The sequence below is a fragment of the Telluria sp. ZB4P36 genome, assembly GCF_059685865.1.
In genome coordinates, this window is the sequence record NZ_JCASIE010000002.1 from 50,009 (window position 1) to 65,310 (window position 15,302).

General features: G+C 66.3%; 13 protein-coding genes. 8 read left to right on the forward strand and 5 right to left on the reverse strand.

The window, feature by feature from the left end:
• Positions 1-175 precede the first annotated feature (175 nt).
• The 3 genes from AC56LK_RS03045 to AC56LK_RS03055 all read right to left on the reverse strand — a co-directional run bounded on the left by AC56LK_RS03045 (position 176) and on the right by AC56LK_RS03055 (position 5,759).
• Positions 176-1,024 (reverse strand): class I SAM-dependent methyltransferase, encoded by an 849-nt coding sequence (locus AC56LK_RS03045; protein WP_497183093.1) that lies wholly within the window; start codon positions 1,022-1,024, stop codon positions 176-178.
• A gap of 442 nt (positions 1,025-1,466) precedes the next feature.
• The gene (locus AC56LK_RS03050; RefSeq protein WP_497183094.1) at positions 1,467-4,526 is read right to left on the reverse strand and encodes a TonB-dependent receptor; all 3,060 of its coding nucleotides are present in this window, start codon (positions 4,524-4,526) and stop codon (positions 1,467-1,469) included.
• A gap of 345 nt (positions 4,527-4,871) precedes the next feature.
• Complete coding sequence (locus AC56LK_RS03055) at positions 4,872-5,759, reverse strand: hypothetical protein (RefSeq protein ID WP_497183095.1); 888 nt, start codon at positions 5,757-5,759, stop codon at positions 4,872-4,874.
• A 225-nt stretch (positions 5,760-5,984) separates the two neighbouring features.
• Here AC56LK_RS03055 and AC56LK_RS03060 point away from each other — a divergent pair, with 225 nt between their 5' ends.
• Positions 5,985-7,508, forward strand: coding sequence for a hypothetical protein (locus AC56LK_RS03060; RefSeq protein ID WP_497183096.1), 1,524 nt, complete (start codon positions 5,985-5,987; stop codon positions 7,506-7,508).
• Positions 7,509-7,604: 96 nt separating this feature from the next.
• Positions 7,605-7,883: a hypothetical protein gene (locus AC56LK_RS03065; protein ID WP_497183097.1), complete on the forward strand. Its 279-nt coding sequence runs from the start codon at positions 7,605-7,607 to the stop codon at positions 7,881-7,883.
• 23 nt (positions 7,884-7,906) lie between these two features.
• Here the strand turns inward: AC56LK_RS03065 and AC56LK_RS03070 are convergent, their stop codons facing one another.
• Complete coding sequence (locus AC56LK_RS03070) at positions 7,907-9,070, reverse strand: tyrosine-type recombinase/integrase (protein ID WP_497183098.1); 1,164 nt, start codon at positions 9,068-9,070, stop codon at positions 7,907-7,909.
• Between the two features lie 107 nt (positions 9,071-9,177).
• Here AC56LK_RS03070 and AC56LK_RS03075 point away from each other — a divergent pair, with 107 nt between their 5' ends.
• Both AC56LK_RS03075 and AC56LK_RS03080 read left to right on the forward strand, forming a co-directional pair.
• Positions 9,178-9,621 carry a DUF411 domain-containing protein gene (locus AC56LK_RS03075; protein ID WP_497183099.1) on the forward strand — a complete coding sequence of 148 codons (444 nt, stop codon included), beginning with the start codon at positions 9,178-9,180 and terminating at the stop codon, positions 9,619-9,621.
• 63 nt (positions 9,622-9,684) lie between these two features.
• Positions 9,685-10,026 carry a hypothetical protein gene (locus AC56LK_RS03080; protein ID WP_497183100.1) on the forward strand — a complete coding sequence of 114 codons (342 nt, stop codon included), beginning with the start codon at positions 9,685-9,687 and terminating at the stop codon, positions 10,024-10,026.
• Positions 10,027-10,038: 12 nt separating this feature from the next.
• On the opposite strand, the gene AC56LK_RS03085 is transcribed toward AC56LK_RS03080, so the two are convergent.
• A complete protein-coding gene (locus tag AC56LK_RS03085) occupies positions 10,039-10,539 on the reverse strand; it encodes a pyridoxamine 5'-phosphate oxidase family protein (protein WP_497183101.1) in 501 nt (166 codons plus the stop codon).
• Between the two features lie 160 nt (positions 10,540-10,699).
• Here AC56LK_RS03085 and nadB point away from each other — a divergent pair, with 160 nt between their 5' ends.
• The 4 genes from nadB to AC56LK_RS03105 all read left to right on the forward strand — a co-directional run bounded on the left by nadB (position 10,700) and on the right by AC56LK_RS03105 (position 15,275).
• Complete coding sequence (gene nadB / locus AC56LK_RS03090; RefSeq protein WP_497183102.1) at positions 10,700-12,328, forward strand: L-aspartate oxidase; 1,629 nt, start codon at positions 10,700-10,702, stop codon at positions 12,326-12,328.
• 26 nt (positions 12,329-12,354) lie between these two features.
• A complete protein-coding gene (locus tag AC56LK_RS03095; protein WP_497183103.1) occupies positions 12,355-13,254 on the forward strand; it encodes a DMT family transporter in 900 nt (299 codons plus the stop codon).
• Between the two features lie 84 nt (positions 13,255-13,338).
• Positions 13,339-14,232: an NAD-dependent protein deacetylase gene (locus tag AC56LK_RS03100; protein ID WP_497183104.1), complete on the forward strand. Its 894-nt coding sequence runs from the start codon at positions 13,339-13,341 to the stop codon at positions 14,230-14,232.
• A complete protein-coding gene (locus AC56LK_RS03105; RefSeq protein WP_497183105.1) occupies positions 14,229-15,275 on the forward strand; it encodes an alpha/beta fold hydrolase in 1,047 nt (348 codons plus the stop codon). Before AC56LK_RS03100 ends, AC56LK_RS03105 begins: the two co-directional genes overlap by 4 nt.
• The last annotated feature ends 27 nt before the right edge of the window (positions 15,276-15,302 follow it).

Sequence of the window (15,302 nt, forward strand, 5' to 3'; positions counted from 1 at the left end):
TAATATTGTTAGACCCGTAGGTAATCAGCGCATAGGAAAGGCGACAGCAAGACCCACGTGATCTGACAGTTTTACTTCTCGGATCTGGAAGCGAAACTGTCAGGTCGAAGTTGCTGGAACTGAGTTTGTTACGACGCCGATCCTTGCCCTGTTCCTGTCAGGCCGCCTGCCGGCTTCAGGGCTTGCGCAGGACGAAGGCGATGGAAACGGGACGGATCTTCTGCCAGGTCCGGGTCGCGTGATAGTAGCGCGGCCAGACCGGCAAGCGGCAAATCATCCCGTCCAGCTTGACGCCCCACTTGTTGTCGAGGATATGGTGGCCCTTGAAGGCGGGGACGTGCGACATCAGCGAAAACGTGCACATGGCCTCGTAGCGGACGTCGAACCCGGCGTCGACGATGATCTTGCGGAAGATCTGGTGCGGGATGCCCCGCTCGCGCTTGGTCAGGCCACGCCGCGGGTAACGCCAGTCGCCCATGGAATGGGTCGGCTCGCGCAAGAGGACATAGCCATCCGGTTTGAGCACCCTGAACATTTCCTGGATTACTGTGCTGACGTTCGGAATGTGGTGCAGCGCATGAAAGCACACGATCAGGTCGATGCTGTCGTCCGGGAACGGAATGGCGCCGCTCGGGACCGGTTTCACGTAGCGCAGCGGCTTGCCGCCCAATTCGGTCGAGGTGTAGGCGTCCGAGGGTTCGAGGATGGTAATGCTTCTGGTCTTGGGCAGCACGGGGATGAGCTCGGCGCCATTCGCGCTGCCGATGCCCAGGATCGACGGGTAGTCGCGATTGGGCAGGCGGCTGAATCCATGCTCCATCGCCAGCGCGGCGTAGTGGTAGGAGGAGGTCTCGGCCACAGGCTCGGCGGAACCGTAGAGGTCGAAATAACCTTCGCGCTCGTCCTCGAACCACGACGCGATCTCGTCCGCCGAAAAATCGTCGCCATACAAGGCTTCACCGCGCAAGGCCATTTCCGTGCGCCGGTCGGACTGCGTGGCTCCGGGAATGAGGTTCGCTGTCATGAGTTGCCGCCTGATGTGAAATAAGGCTCCGTGACGGCAGAAGTGCTAAACCGGCACAGGCATATGAAGGCCAAGCTAGCACTACCGAGCAGTATCGCTTTGATCGATATCAAAAGCACGCGCGTAGGCAGGCCCGAGCGTGCAATCATGCGCCACGGCGCGCGTGACGCCATGCTGCGCGGTCTAGCCCGGCATTGGGGCGAGCTGGTGCACGCTGCCGTATCAGGGCGCACAGGGCGGCGGCCTGCAAATCTAGTTCGGCATAACTATCAAATTCGCCTCTGCGGGCTAGAGCGTCATCATGGCAATCCATTCCTGAGCGCCAATCGTAAACACCGCATAATCTATATTATGTCAAATCTGATCCGCGATCGAGCTGCGGCCAAAAAGAAAAACCGCGGGCTTGCGCCCGCGGTCCCCTTCAGTTCAGGCGCGTGAACGCTCAGAACTTGTGGTTGTACTCCACCGAGAAGCGCGCATAACGCGGCGACTGGGTCGACAGCACACGGTGGTAGCTGTCCAGGCGGGTCTGGGTCGAGCCGCTGTTCAGCTGTTCCGAGATCGACTGCACGGTCTGGCGGTTCATCACGTTGAACACGTCGAGCTTCACGGACATACCCGGCACGAAGGACGGCATGTAGGCCACGTTCAGGTCCAGGCGCGTGGTCCACGACAGACGGCCTTCGGAGCCGCGCGGCGCCGGACGGCCGAAGCACGTGTCGTAGAAAGAACCGTAGCTGTGCGCGGCCGGCACGGTCGGGTCCGAACCCAGGCAGTTCTTCGGACGGCCGGATTGCGCCAGCAGGTTTCCGCCGACCATCCACTCCGGCGTGAACTGGTAGAAACCGAAGGCCTTCAGCTGGTGGGTGCGATCGTTCGGCAGCGGGCCGTACTTGCCGCGCATCAGCTCAGGCTTGTCCCAGCTGATCGTGTGCGACACGTCGAGCTGGCCGATGTCCGACTGGGTCTGGCCTTCGGTGTTGCCGTAGTTCTTCGACCAGGTGTAGTTCACCTTGCCGTACCAGCCATTGCGGAAAGGATGCTCGAGGAACAGGTCCACCGCCTTGTAGGTACGCTTCGCATCGTCGAAGCCCAGGTCGGCCTTGCTCAGCTTGACTTCGGTCAGGTTGCTGCCGGTGTTGGCGAAATCGACCAGGAAGGTGTTGTCCTCACCCGGATTGAAGGCCGCGCAGCCGAAACCGGTCCACTTCGAGGTGTTGACGCCGGGATTGCGCGCCAGCCAGGCCAGGAACGGACGGTTGTCGCACATGTCGTCGATGGTCGAACGCAGGGTGCGGTAGGTCGCGCGGGCGCCGAAGGTCAGGTCAGGCGTGAGCGCACGCTCGAAGCCCAGGGTCAGCTCGTCCTGGTAGGTCGGGCGCAGGTTGGTCGCGGCAACGGTATTCGGGTGCTTGACCTGGAAATACTCGTTGTTGGTCGAGAACGGCGCCGGCGCCAGCGGCACCAGGCCCTGCGGGGCGCCGGTGACCGGATCGACACCCGTGTAGGTGAAGGACTGGGTCGTGAACAGCGAGCGCGATGCGCCGCGCACCGAGATGTTGGTCGGGACCTGCACGAAGTAGCGGCCGGCGGTACCGAACACCTTCAGCGAGGAATCGCCGTTGACGTCCCAGGCGGCAGCGAAACGCGGCGCGACCTGGTCCTTGATGTCCATGAACTTTTGCTTGTCGCCATTGCGGTTCTCGAACTGCTCGTTACGCACGCCGATCGTCAGCAGCAGGTCCTTGGTGACTTGCCAGCGGTCTTCGATGTACTGCGCCGACTGGTCCGAGTAGGCATCGGTGATCGACGTGAACTTGGTTTCGGTCACGTAGTAACCCTGGAGGCCGTAGCCGCCGCCACTGGCCGGCGCCACCACCACGTTCTGCAGCGGAATCGGGGTGGTCGGCGGTTGCGAGCTGCGCGCATAGGTCCACAGGCCGCCGCCGGCGCGGTACACGCCCGCATCCTCGGAACTCAGCCTGTTCTCGTCGATACCGGCGCGGATCGTGTGGTTGCCCCACTTGTATTCCAGGTCCAGACGTGCGGACTCGACGGTGTCCCTGCCCCCGGTCACCGGGACGTTGCCGGTGATCGGGTTCGGGTTCGGATACGCCAGGCCCGGGACGCGGGCCGCAGGCGTGGACGAGATCTGGTATACGTTCGGGTTCACGCCGGCATAGGTGCCGTAGGTGTTCTCGTGCTTGGTGGTCGAGCGGCCGTACAGGGCCAGCACGGTCAGGTTGTCGGTGATGTTGCCGGTGTACTTGGCGATGTTGACGATACCGCCGACCGGGGTCTCGCCCGAGAAGTTCTTGTAATGCTCGCTGGCGCCGGTGACGCCGTTGCGCGAACCGTCGGTGTAGTTATAGCCCGACAGGTACTTGTCCTTCTTCGAGGTGTCGCCGAAGCCGGTGTACTCGAGACGGTGGTTGTCGTTGATGTTCCAATCGAGCTTCACCAGGTAGCGGGTGGTGTCGGTTTCGGAGTCTTCCCAGCCGCGGATGCCCGACGAGGTGTTGGTGCGCAGGCCGTTGACCGCGTTCGTGCCCTCGAAGTTGGTGCGGGTCTGCTCCAGCGAGCCGAAGAAGAACAGCTTGTCCTGGATCAGCGGGCCGCCGACGTTCACGCCCAGCAGCTTGCGGTCGGTCTCGTTGACCGAGCGGCGGCGGTACAGGGTGCCGTCGGTCGCGGCGGTGTTGGTCGCGCCCACGTTGGGGTAATAGATGTCGACCTGGCTGGCGCCCAGGGCCTTCGGTTCCCACTGTGCGATGCCGCCCGCTTCCCAGCGGTTGGTACCGCTCTTGGTGGTGATGTTGGCGACGCCGCCGACCGAGCGGCCGAATTCCGCGCCGAAGCCGCCGGTCAGGATCTGGGCCTGGCTGATGGCGCCGAACGGCAGTTCCATGTAGCCCAGCTGGGTCAGCGGGTTGGTGACCGGGAAGCCGTTGACGTAGTAGGAGTTCTCCGACACCGCGCCGCCGCCGAAGCTGTTGGCGCCGTTCGGATAACGGCTGTCGCCCTGGGTGGTGTTCGGGGCGATCAGGATGATCGACTCGACGTTACGCGCGACCGGCAGTTTTTCCAGTTGCGAGGCAGTGAAAATGGCACCGTTGTTGGTGTTGGTCACGTCGATCGACCGGCGGCGGCCGACGATCTGCACCTGCTGGGTATTGAAGACGGCTTCCGCGCCCTGACCGATCAGCACTTCGACTTCGCGGCTCTGGATGACCTGGCCGTTGCGCACCAGCTGGACCGAGTAGCGGCCCGGCGGCAGCGAGGTCGCCAGGAAGCGGCCATTGCTTTCCACGCTTGCAGTGCGGCGCAGCTTGGTATCCAGGTTCTCGATGACGACCGTCGCGCCGGCCGGGCTTTCCACCGCGCCGTACACGTTACCCGTCGTGTTCGATTGTGCCAGTACCGTCGAACTCATGCCCAGCGTCAGTGCGGTCGCCCCGAATGCGAGGGCGAGCGAACGCGCCAGTTTTGTTTTTACTGCCATGAACTATCTCCTGTTGTCTTTGAATCTGCCGCCAGGTCGGAAGCAGTCTGGGATCCTCCTCCGCCGTGTGCAGCATCGTGTGCTGCCCAAGGTGAGGAGAATTTGACAATTGTATTTAATAAACACAGGAGTTTGCGTAGGCGGATTGGAAAATAGATATTCCATACTATGCATATAAGGCAGCATGCCCCATATGCATTTGTCCAAATGTGCAGGGAAGAAGCGCTCTGCAGGCGCGATTCAGAGGAAATCGGCGAAAGGCAGGCTGAGCCGCTTCGATGATGGGGATGGCAAGGGTGTTGTTAAATAACAACCAGCCTTCGGCGGAAACGTGTCCGGCCCGCTTTATGCTCTCTCCAATGGCATAGCTGAGGCGCGCCACAGGATCGCCGAGGCATCGTCCGCGCGCTTCACCGCGCTCGAAGCCGTGGCTTGCGCCGCAGTCTCGAAGCGCCGCAGTTCCTCGACGGCCGCCAGCAGCCCGTGTTCCGTGCACAATGCGAACAGGCTGGCGGGCGTATGTAGGCCATAGGTATCCACCAGCCGGTAGAAGCCGTCAGTCATGGCGAGCACGATCGAACCGGCCGGCGCCTCGACCGTGAAACTGCGTGCAGCGAAGGCGCCGTTCGGGCGCAGGCACAGGGAATTCGTGCCGGCGACGCTGTTCTGGTATTCGCGGCGGCTGCGCAGCATCGGCATGAGCCGGGCCTGCCTGGCTGCCGGGTCCGCCAGGCCTTCGGCGCGCAGCTTCGCGATCTCGGCGCGCAGGATCGCCTCCTGCGGATTGACGAAGGGATCGAGGTCGAGGATCTCGCCGCCCGGCGTGCGCATCAGGATCTTGCAGTCGCCCAGGCAGTACAAGTCGAGCCGGTGGCCGGCCGCCGTCCTGCGCGCACGCACCCAGCTCAGCGCCGCGATCGGCCACGCATACAAGGGGATCTCCTGGCCGCTGCTGCGTTCGCGGAATTCGCGGTAGACCGCATCGACGGCGGCATGCGCGGCGTCCTGCTGTCCGAGGCCGGCGTCGATGGCGGCGCCCAGCGCTGCCGTGAAACGCGCGACGAACCAGACCACGTCGCCATGCACCGGATCGATGTAGTCATGGTCGGCGACGGAAGTGCCGCCATCGACGATCACGAGTTCGGTCGTGTCGGGCGTGCTGAAACTGCCGGCCCAGTCTTCGTTGTGCTGCGCCCTGGCGCCGGAGGAAACCGCTTCGATCTGCATCGTCATTGTTGGCCTGTCTTTTGGATAGGCCGTCATCATACCGGAGCTCCCGTTCAGAGCGAACTCGACATTATATATGCTAATGTCGAGTGAAATATGGCATGAACATGCTGCGAGCGCCCCTCATAAAGTATCGGTATGCTATTGCATTCCCTCTGCGCGCGACCCGCTGCGGATAATGTGCTTGCCCACCATTCCTATTGCTGAGATTGCAAGCTAGAATCTCGGCCCATGCATCGCCTTCTCCCTGCCCGGCCCGGCGGCCAAGTCGCCCTGTTCATCGCGCTCTTGTCCCTGGCCGCCCTGCTGCTGACCCGCCCGTCCAAGAGCGGCGACTTCCAGGAATATGCGCTGATGACGATCGCCCTCGCCGCCCACGGGACGCCCGACATCCGCCTGCCCGACGTCGAGCTCGCGCACCGGCTGTCGCCCGAGGTCGGCTTTGTCGCCGTCCACGATCAGCTGCGCGCCGGCATGCGGCAAGGCCGGGCGCACCCCTTCCCCGGCTTCGTGCGCGGCAAGGACGGCGGCTATTACGCGATCCACTTCTTCGCCTATCCGGCCCTGGCCGCCCTGCCCTTCAAGCTGATCGACAGCCTTGGCGGCAAGCCCTTCAAGGCCTACCAGGTGGTGAACCTCACGGCCCTGGCCCTCCTCACCATCGCACTGTACCGTTTCAGCGGCTCGCCGCGGCGCGCCATGTTCGGCACGCTGTTTTTCCTGCTGTCCGGCGGGCTCCTGTATTCGAACTGGTGCAGCCCGGAGTTTTTCAGCGCCTGCGCCCTGCTGTCCGGCCTGGTGTTCGTGCTGCGCGGCCACCCTTACCTGGCCGCGCTGCTGGCGGGCATCGCGGCGATGCAGAATCCGCCGCTGGTGTTCTTTGCGGTGTTCGCACCGGCGATCCGGGTCTGCTACCTCCACGCATACGAAGGCGCAAGCTGGGGCGCGGCGCTGCGCAAGGTCCTGACGCGCCACACCGTCCTGGCTTCGCTCCTGCAGATCCTGCTGGCGGCGGTGCCGGTGCTGTTCAACGCGGCGCTGTTCGGCGTCCCCAGCATTATCGCGACGCTGGCCACCGACCCTGCGCTGATCACGCCGGCACGGCTGATCTCCTTCTTCTTCGACCTGAACCAGGGCGCCATCGTCGGGCTGCCGGTCGCCATGGCGCTGGTGCTGGTGCAAGTGGCCGGGAAAGACCGCTTGCGCTGGCTGCCGCACACGCTCGCGGCGCTGCTGTTCGGCGTCGTCATGGCCCTGCCCTCGCTGTCGACGGTGAACTGGAATTCCGGCTCGGCGGGCATGATGCGCTACGCGTTCTGGGGCGGCATGCCGGTCCTGTACCTGGCCCTGGCCTACCTGCACCATGCGCGGCGTTGGCCGCTCGTGCTGCTGGCGGCGATGCTGCTGGTCCAGGCCGGCACCGTCACGTTTGCGCGCAGCTACAGCCACGTCGAGTTCAGTCCGCTCGCCAGGCTCATGCTGGATCATTTCCCTGACCTGTATGCACCGGAACCGGAGATCTTCCTGGAGCGCGCCGTGCATGCCGACGGCGCCGCGCGCGAGCACGTGGTGGCTGGCTACCCCTCCTTGTCCGCCGCACGCAAGATCCTGTTGAATGCCGATTCCGCGCAAGCCCATGCCGTCCTCTGTGGCGCCGGCGGCCGGGTCGCATTGGAGCGCGCCGGCGCGCCCTGGCCCGGCGGCTGGCGCTACCTCGATGGTCCGCCGGTGTGTGCCACCGGGGCCCGGCCCTGAGCCCGCCGCCCGCGCACGGCTGGCGGCGCGCGTTTGCAGCCTGGCTGCGTGTGGGTAAGAATGCGCTATGCGAACTGATCACTCGAAAGGAAGAGCATGGGCATCACCGTGAACAATACGCGGCCGGACACGGCCAAGGTCATTCTGGTCGGCGAAATGATGGACGGGAGTTTCGACGCCCGGGTGATGGCGGAGACCGACGTCCCGTACACGAAGTACTGGGACAACGAACTCGAGCAGCGCATCATCTACCTGCACCCGGACCAGGAACAGCTGGCGTCGATCGTCGCGGCCTTGAACGAGGGCCGGTTGTCGCTCGACGACCTGCAGGACTTCGGCAGTTCGGATGGCGGCACCTCGGAACTGCCGATCTGAGGCCGGCCCGGCCCCGTACGATCTCAGGGCAGCAAGCCGCTTCCTTTCGAACCCACGATCTCGTCGTGGCGTTCGTGATCCTGCTTGTGCAGGTAGGCCGCCGTGGTCGCGATGTTGGCGTGGCCGGCCGTGTCCTGCAAGGTCTTGAGCTGGACGCCGCTGTTGGCGTGGTTGGTCAGCATGCTGTGGCGCAGCCAGTGCGTCGATGCCTGGCGCAGCGCGGACGCACTGTCGCCGTCGCCCTGGCCGGCCGCACGGTCGGCGGCCGCCATGAACACCGCCTTGAGCGCCTCCGACGCCGCTTCGTCGGTGATGCGTACCGCTTCCCGGCTGCGGCTGGAGAGCACCAGCGGCGTGCGGTCGGCGCGGCTGGCCTGCGGCAGCAGGCCGAAGGCCTGGCGGTAGTCGCGGAAGGCGGCCAGCATCGCCGGCGGCACCGGCAGGCGGCGCGGCTTGGCGCCCTTGCCCATCACGTCCAGCCACCAGCGCCCGTCGCCCTCGCTGTAGATGGCGCCCATGTGGGCGCCGACGATCTCGTTCAGGCGCGCGCCGGTCTGGGCGAAGGCCACCAGCAGGAAGCGGTCGCGCTCGCGCTGGCGGATCGCCGCCGGCGTGTCGGCGGCGCGCGCGGCGACGGCGTCGAGCGCGTGCGCGATCGCCTGCGGCGTCAGGTAGCGCGCGATGCGGCCCGCATGGCTGGCGCGCACGTTGCGCACCAGCCGCGCCGGGTTGCGCCGCAGGTAGCCGGTCTGCTCCGCGTAGCCGAGCAGGCCCTTCACCGCGATCATTGCCTGGCGTCGGCTGGCGTCTGACAGCGGCCCCGAGAATGGCCGGTAGCGCGGATCGTTGCGCGGCCATTTGGTGGTGGAGATCCATTCGGGCGGTGGATTGCGGATGAATTCCTTGTAGGCGTTCAGGTCGCCGACCGTCAGTCCCTGGAAAGTCTTGCGCGCCTCTTCGCGGCACCAGGTGAGGAAACGGTACAGCTCCTTCCGGGTGTTGGCGATGGATTTCGGGCTCAGCTCTCCCTGGCCGATGTATTCGCGCGCCAGTTCGGCGTCGGACCTGGCGTCGGTCACCGGCTCGTCGGCGACGCCGCGGAACACGGCGCCGCGCGCGCTGGCCGCGAGGCGCAGCGGCGAGTCTTCGGGGAGCGGATCGAGGTCGATCGGTAGGAAGCTGGGCATGGGCGGTGTGGATACTGTGTTTATGTACAGTATAGCATCGCCGGGCCGGCCCACCAAGCGCGCGGCTCGGGCATAATGCGGCTTGTTCCTTCACTTTCGGAGTCATGATGGTCGCGCGTTTCCTCGTCAATGCCGGTGTTGCCGCTCTCCTCTGCCTGCCGCTGGCCGCCAGCGCCGCCCAGCCGGTGATCGAGGTATACAAGACCGAATACTGCGGCTGCTGCAAGGAGTGGATCAAGCACCTGGAGGCGAACGGCTTCACGGTCCAGGCGCACAACGTCGCCGACACGGCCGCCTACCGCGAGAAGTTCGGCATCCCCGCGCAATACGGGTCCTGCCATACCGGGCGCGTGGGCGGCTACGCGGTCGAAGGCCACGTGCCGGCCGCCGACATCAAGCGCCTGCTGGCCGAGAAGCCGAAGGCGCGCGGGCTGGCGGTGCCCGGCATGCCGATGGGATCGCCGGGCATGGAAGGCCCGCGCAAGGATCCCTACGAGGTGCTGCTGGTGAAGGACGGCGGCAAGACCGGCGTCTTCAAGCGCTACGAATAAGGCCTGCGCTGCCTGCGCGGGATCGTCGGCATAATGGGTTTTCCAGCATAGAAGGAGCCCGAGATGAGCAATCCGAATCCAGCGCAGGACCCGTCCACGACACTCGGCGTCGGCGGCACGACCAGCGGCCAGCAAGGCGCGACGCCCAGCCACGAAACCCAGCAGGAGACCGGCGGCAGCGGCGGCGGCGGCCTGACCCGCAACCAGGCCGGCGAAACCCTGAACGCGCCCGACGGCACATCGGCCGCCGGCCGGCAGGTCGAAGCCGAAGGCAGCGCGATGACGAACAGCGCCCGCGGTCCGCAGGACACGCGTCCGAACCAGGCCAGCCCGACGGGCACCGGCCTCGGTACGCCCGAGACCGGCGCGAACCAGGACGAGCGTGACCTGCCGCGGCCCCGCTAACCCTTCCTCTTCTTACATCCGGATGCTGCCGTGGTCGGCATCCAGGTCCGGCGCCGAGCCGGTCACGGCAGCCTTGGCCATGGCGAACATGCGCACCATCTTGCTGTCGTTGGCATCCCAGTACTCGGCCGCATGCGGCATCACCCGCACCAGCACGACGTGCTCGTCCGCGGGACCGGCCGGGAACCAGGCCTGCACCATCGGGTTCCACAGGGCGTGGATCTGGGCGCGGTCGACCACGCGCTCGGCGCGGCCGCTGACCGACACCCAGGTGCTGTCGTCGGGGTCGGCGAAGCTGACGTTGACTTCCGGCTGGTGGGCGATGTTGTCCCACAGCTCGGTGGTGGTGCGGGTGTAGAACCACAGACCGCCTTCGGCGTCGACCTGCTGCTTGGTCATGGGCTGGCTGACCAGGTGACCGTTGTGGTCGCGCGTCGTGAACATGGCGAAGCGCATCGGGCCGATCTTGTCCTGCAGGGCGGCCGCGTGCGCCTGGGCGTTATTGGGTGACATGGGCTTCCTCACTGTTAGGTGGAAGGCCGATCCTAACGCGCGGCCGCCGCCCCATCCGTGCGTGGGCGTACACTGTCCCGACCTTGACCCTCCGGCCCCGCCCTAACGAAGAACGTCCAAATCGACTATAGTGATGCCTCTGTACAAACATGACATTGCCATGAAATTTGACGTCGCTATTGTCGGCAGCGGCCTGGCCGGCCTGTCCGTGGCCCTGCACCTGGCGCAGACGCGCAAGGTTGCGATCATCTCCAAACGCGCGCTGCTGGATGGGGCGAGCAACTGGGCCCAGGGCGGCATCGCCGCGGTGCTCGATTCGGGCGACAGCCACGACCAGCACATCACCGATACCCTGGTGGCCGGCGCCGGCCTGTGCGAGGAAGCGGCGACCCGCTACATCGTCGAGAACGGCCGTGCGGCGATCGAATGGCTGATCGAACAGGGCGTCCCCTTCACCCGCGACGAGACAGCCGAACTGGGCTTCCACCTGACCCGCGAGGGCGGCCACAGCCAGCGCCGCATCATCCACGCGGCCGACGCCACCGGCCACGCGGTGCAGGTGACGCTCGAGCAGAAGGTGCGCGCGCATCCGAACATCGCCCTGTTCGAGCACCACTGCGCGATCGACGTCATCACCTCCGACAAGCTGACCGGCAAGGGCCTCAGCGGGAACGCGCCGCACCTGGTGGGCCAGCCGCGCTGCTACGGCCTGTACGTCCAGGACGAAGAGAGCGGCCAGGTGCTCACCTTCGAGGCCGAACACACCGTGCTGGCCACCGGCGGCGCCGGCAAGGTCTACCTGTACACCACCAATCCCGACACCGCCACCGGCGACGGCATTGCGATGGCCTGGCGCGCCGGCTGCCGGGTGTCGAACATGGAGTTCATCCAGTTCCACCCGACCTGCCTGTACCACCCGTATGCGAAATCCTTCCTGATCACCGAGGCGATCCGCGGCGAAGGCGGCCTGTTGAAACTGCCGCCCGAAGCCGGCGCCGCCGCCGGCACCCGCTTCATGCCGGCCCACGACGAGCGCGGCGAACTGGCGCCGCGCGACGTGGTGGCGCGCGCGATCGACTTCGAGATGAAGAAGCGCGGCCTGGACTACGTCCACCTCGACATCAGCCACCAGGACCCGGAATTCCTCAAGGAGCACTTCCCCACGATCTACGCGCGCTGCCTGGAGCTGGGCATCGACATCACCAAGGAGCCGATTCCCGTGGTGCCGGCGGTGCACTTCACCTGCGGCGGCATCGTCACCGACCTGGCCGGCCGCACCGACATCCCCGGCCTGTACGCGGTCGGCGAGACCGCCTGCACCGGCCTGCACGGGGCCAACCGCCTGGCCAGCAATTCGCTGCTCGAGTGCGTCGTGGTCGGGCGCGCCTGCGCGCACCAGATCGCCGCCGCGCCGCCGATCGAGAACCCGGTGCTGCCGCCCTGGGACGAGTCGCGCGTCACGAATGCCGACGAAGAAGTGGTCATCGCCCACAACTGGGACGAGCTGCGCCGCTTCATGTGGAACTACGTCGGCATCGTGCGCACCACCAAGCGCCTCGAGCGCGCCCAGCACCGCACCGCCCTGCTGAAGGAAGAGATCGACGAGTACTACCGCAATTTCCGCATCACGCACGACTTGCTCGAACTGCGCAACCTGGTCGAGGTGGCCTCGCTGATCGTCAACAGCGCACTGTCGCGCCACGAAAGCCGCGGCCTGCATTACTCGCGTGACTTCCCGGACACCCTGCCGAAGGCGCTGCCGAGCGTACTGACGCCGGAACGCCGCTGACATTCGTGCCGGCCGGCCATCCCATCATGCATCGCCCCGCCCTCACGCCATCCACCATCTTCCTGTTGACCGTGCCGCCCGTGCTCTGGGCCGGCAATGCCATCGTCGGCCGCCTGGTGCGCGACGCGGTGCCGCCGATGACGCTCAACCTGATCCGCTGGACGATCGCGCTGGCGGTGCTGCTGCCGCTCGGCCGCGCGGCCCTGAAGCACGGCAGCGGCGTGCTGGCCAACTGGCGGCGCTATGCGATGCTCGGCCTGCTCGGGGTGGGCCTGTACAACTCGCTGCAATACCTGGCCCTGCAGAGCTCCACACCGATCAACGTGACCCTGGTCGCTTCCGGCGTGCCGGTCTGGATGCTGCTGGTCGGCCGCCTGTTCTACGGCGTGCCGGTCAAGCGCAAGCAGATCGTGGGCGCCGTGCTGTCGATTCTCGGGGTGCTGGTGGTGCTGTGCCGCGGCGACATCCATCAATTGCTGGGCTTGCGCCTGGTGGCCGGCGACCTGACCATGATCCTGGCGACCATCGCCTGGTCCTTCTACAGCTGGATGCTAATGCAGCAGAAGGACGTGCCCGGCCTGCGGGCCGACTGGGCCGCCTTCCTGCTGGCCCAGGTCGGCTATGGGGTGCTGTGGTCGGCCGCCTTGACGGGCGGCGAATGGGCGCTCCAGGATGTGCACATCGCCTGGAGCTGGCCGCTGGTGGCGGCCCTGCTGTACGTGGCGATCGGACCGGCGATCCTGGCGATGCGCTGCTGGGGCGCCGGCGTGCAGCGCGCCGGGCCGAGCATCGGCGCCTTCTTCATCAACCTGACACCCCTGTTCACGGCCTTGCTGTCCTCCGCCTTCCTGGGCGAGGCGCCCCATGTCTACCATGTGCTGGCCTTCGGCATGATCGTCGGCGGAATTGCCGTCTCGGCGCGTTGAGCGGTACCGGTCGTTCGGCCCGGAAAGGTGTGTTGGTGCCGGCGGCCGGGATGTTACGATCCCAGCCAATGGAGGTATTGCAACATGGCAGAAGGTTTCACCGTTCACGACCAGGCCGAGGCGCTGGCGGATTTCCTGGAACGGTATCCGCGCGCGCTGGTGTTGACGGGCGCGGGCCTGTCCACCGCCTCGGGCATTCCCGATTACCGCGACCGCGACGGCACCCGGCGCGGGCGCCAGCCGATCCAGGGGCCGGAATTCCGGCGTTCACCCGACATCCAGCGCCGCTACTGGGCGCGCAGCATGGTCGGCTGGCCCATCATGGCGAAAGCCAGGCCCAACGGCGGCCACCATGCCCTGGCCCGGCTCGAGCAGCATGGCAGCTTCGGCTACCTGCTGACCCAGAACGTCGACGGCCTGCACCAGCAGGCCGGCAGCCTGGCGGTGCTCGAGTTGCACGGCAACGTCCACAGCGTGGTGTGCATGCATTGCAAGGCGCAGTTCCCGCGCGCCTTCGTGCAGACCCTGCTGAACGAGGCGAATGCCGAACTGGCCAACATCATGGCGACGCCGCTGCCCGACGGCGACGCCGCCATCGAGCCGGATGCGCTCGAGGACTTCCACCTGCCCTGGTGCGTCCATTGCGGCGGCGCGCTGGCGCCGGATGTCGTATTCTTCGGCGACGGCATCCCGCCACCGCGCACCGCCTGCGCGCTGGCCCAGATGGAAGCGGCCGACGCGCTGCTGGTGGTGGGCTCGTCGCTGATGGTGTATTCGGGCTACCGTTTCTGCCGCATGGCGCATGAGACGGGCAAGCCGATCGCCGCGGTCAACCTCGGGCGTACCCGGGCCGACCACCTGATCGAACTGAAAATAGAAGAGTCGGCCGAGCGGCTGCTGCCGCGCGTCGCCGACCTGCTCCACGCGGAGGAGCCGGAGGAGTCACAACCATTACTCGACCACAGGGGGATTTTGTGACCAAGCGCTACCGCACTACCACGACCAACACCGCCGGTTCGACCGGCCTGCGCACGGGCGCCATCCTGGCCGGCATCGGCCTTGCCGCCTCGTTCCTGTACGTGCGCGCCAAGACCAGGCAGGCCGAACGCGACAACCCGCCCGAAGGGAATTTCATCGAGGTCGACGGCGTGCGCCTGCACTACCTGGACCGCGGCACCGGCCCGGTCCTCGTGCTCCTGCACGGGAACGGCGTGTACTCGAAGGATTTCGAGATCACCGGCCTGCTGCAGCGGGCGGCGCAGCACTACCGCGTCATCGCCTTCGACCGGCCGGGCTTCGGCTACAGCGAGCGTCCGCGCGGCACGGTGTGGACCCCGGACAAGCAGGCGGCCCTGCTGCACCGCGCGCTCGAACAGATCGGCGTCGAGTCGGCCATCGTCGCCGGCCACTCCTGGGGCACGATGGTTGCGCTCGCGATGGGGCTGCAGCAGCCCGACTTCGTGCGCGGGATGGTGCTGCTGTCGGGTTACTACTACCCAAGCATCCGGCTCGATGTGGCCACCATGACCCAGCCGGCCGTGCCGATCGTCGGCGACCTGCTGCGCTATACGGTGTCGCCGCTGATCTCGCGGGCCTTGTGGCCGGGCATGGCCAAGCGGACCTTCGCGCCGAAACCGGTGGACAAGCGCTTCGACGCCTTCCCGGTATGGATGGCCCTGCGGCCGAATCAGCTGCGCGCCGCCGCGGCCGAGACGGCGATGATGATTCCCTCGGCCGCTTCGCTGTCGAAGCGCTATGCGGAGCTGAAGGTGCCGGCGGTGATCCTGGCCGGGACCCAGGACAAGATCGTCGATGCCGGCCACAACTCGGAGCGGCTCAGCGAGCGGCTGGCGCTGAGCCAGCTGGAGCTGGTGCCGGGCGTGGGCCACATGACCCATTACGCGCATCCGGACAAGGTGATGGCGGCGATCGACGCAATCGCCGCGGAGGTGGGCGAGCCGGTGCATATGCGCACGCCCGAGGCGGAGGCGCTGGCGCGAGCCAGCGAGAGCGGGGTGTGAACAGGCGGGGTGGCGCGAACGCGCTAC

What these genes read in the sequence shown, in the direction of transcription:
- AC56LK_RS03080 (WP_497183100.1), top strand. Translation starts at nt 9,685, where the DNA reads ATGAGCAATCCGAATCCAGCGCAGGACCCGTCCACGACACTCGGCGTC.
- AC56LK_RS03085 (WP_497183101.1), bottom strand. Translation starts at nt 10,539, where the DNA reads ATGTCACCCAATAACGCCCAGGCGCACGCGGCCGCCCTGCAGGACAAG.
- nadB (WP_497183102.1), top strand. Translation starts at nt 10,700, where the DNA reads ATGAAATTTGACGTCGCTATTGTCGGCAGCGGCCTGGCCGGCCTGTCC.
- AC56LK_RS03055 (WP_497183095.1), bottom strand. Translation starts at nt 5,759, where the DNA reads ATGACGATGCAGATCGAAGCGGTTTCCTCCGGCGCCAGGGCGCAGCAC.
- AC56LK_RS03050 (WP_497183094.1), bottom strand. Translation starts at nt 4,526, where the DNA reads ATGGCAGTAAAAACAAAACTGGCGCGTTCGCTCGCCCTCGCATTCGGG.
- AC56LK_RS03095 (WP_497183103.1), top strand. Translation starts at nt 12,355, where the DNA reads ATGCATCGCCCCGCCCTCACGCCATCCACCATCTTCCTGTTGACCGTG.
- AC56LK_RS03065 (WP_497183097.1), top strand. Translation starts at nt 7,605, where the DNA reads ATGGGCATCACCGTGAACAATACGCGGCCGGACACGGCCAAGGTCATT.
- AC56LK_RS03045 (WP_497183093.1), bottom strand. Translation starts at nt 1,024, where the DNA reads ATGACAGCGAACCTCATTCCCGGAGCCACGCAGTCCGACCGGCGCACG.
- AC56LK_RS03100 (WP_497183104.1), top strand. Translation starts at nt 13,339, where the DNA reads ATGGCAGAAGGTTTCACCGTTCACGACCAGGCCGAGGCGCTGGCGGAT.
- AC56LK_RS03075 (WP_497183099.1), top strand. Translation starts at nt 9,178, where the DNA reads ATGGTCGCGCGTTTCCTCGTCAATGCCGGTGTTGCCGCTCTCCTCTGC.
- AC56LK_RS03060 (WP_497183096.1), top strand. Translation starts at nt 5,985, where the DNA reads ATGCATCGCCTTCTCCCTGCCCGGCCCGGCGGCCAAGTCGCCCTGTTC.
- AC56LK_RS03070 (WP_497183098.1), bottom strand. Translation starts at nt 9,070, where the DNA reads ATGCCCAGCTTCCTACCGATCGACCTCGATCCGCTCCCCGAAGACTCG.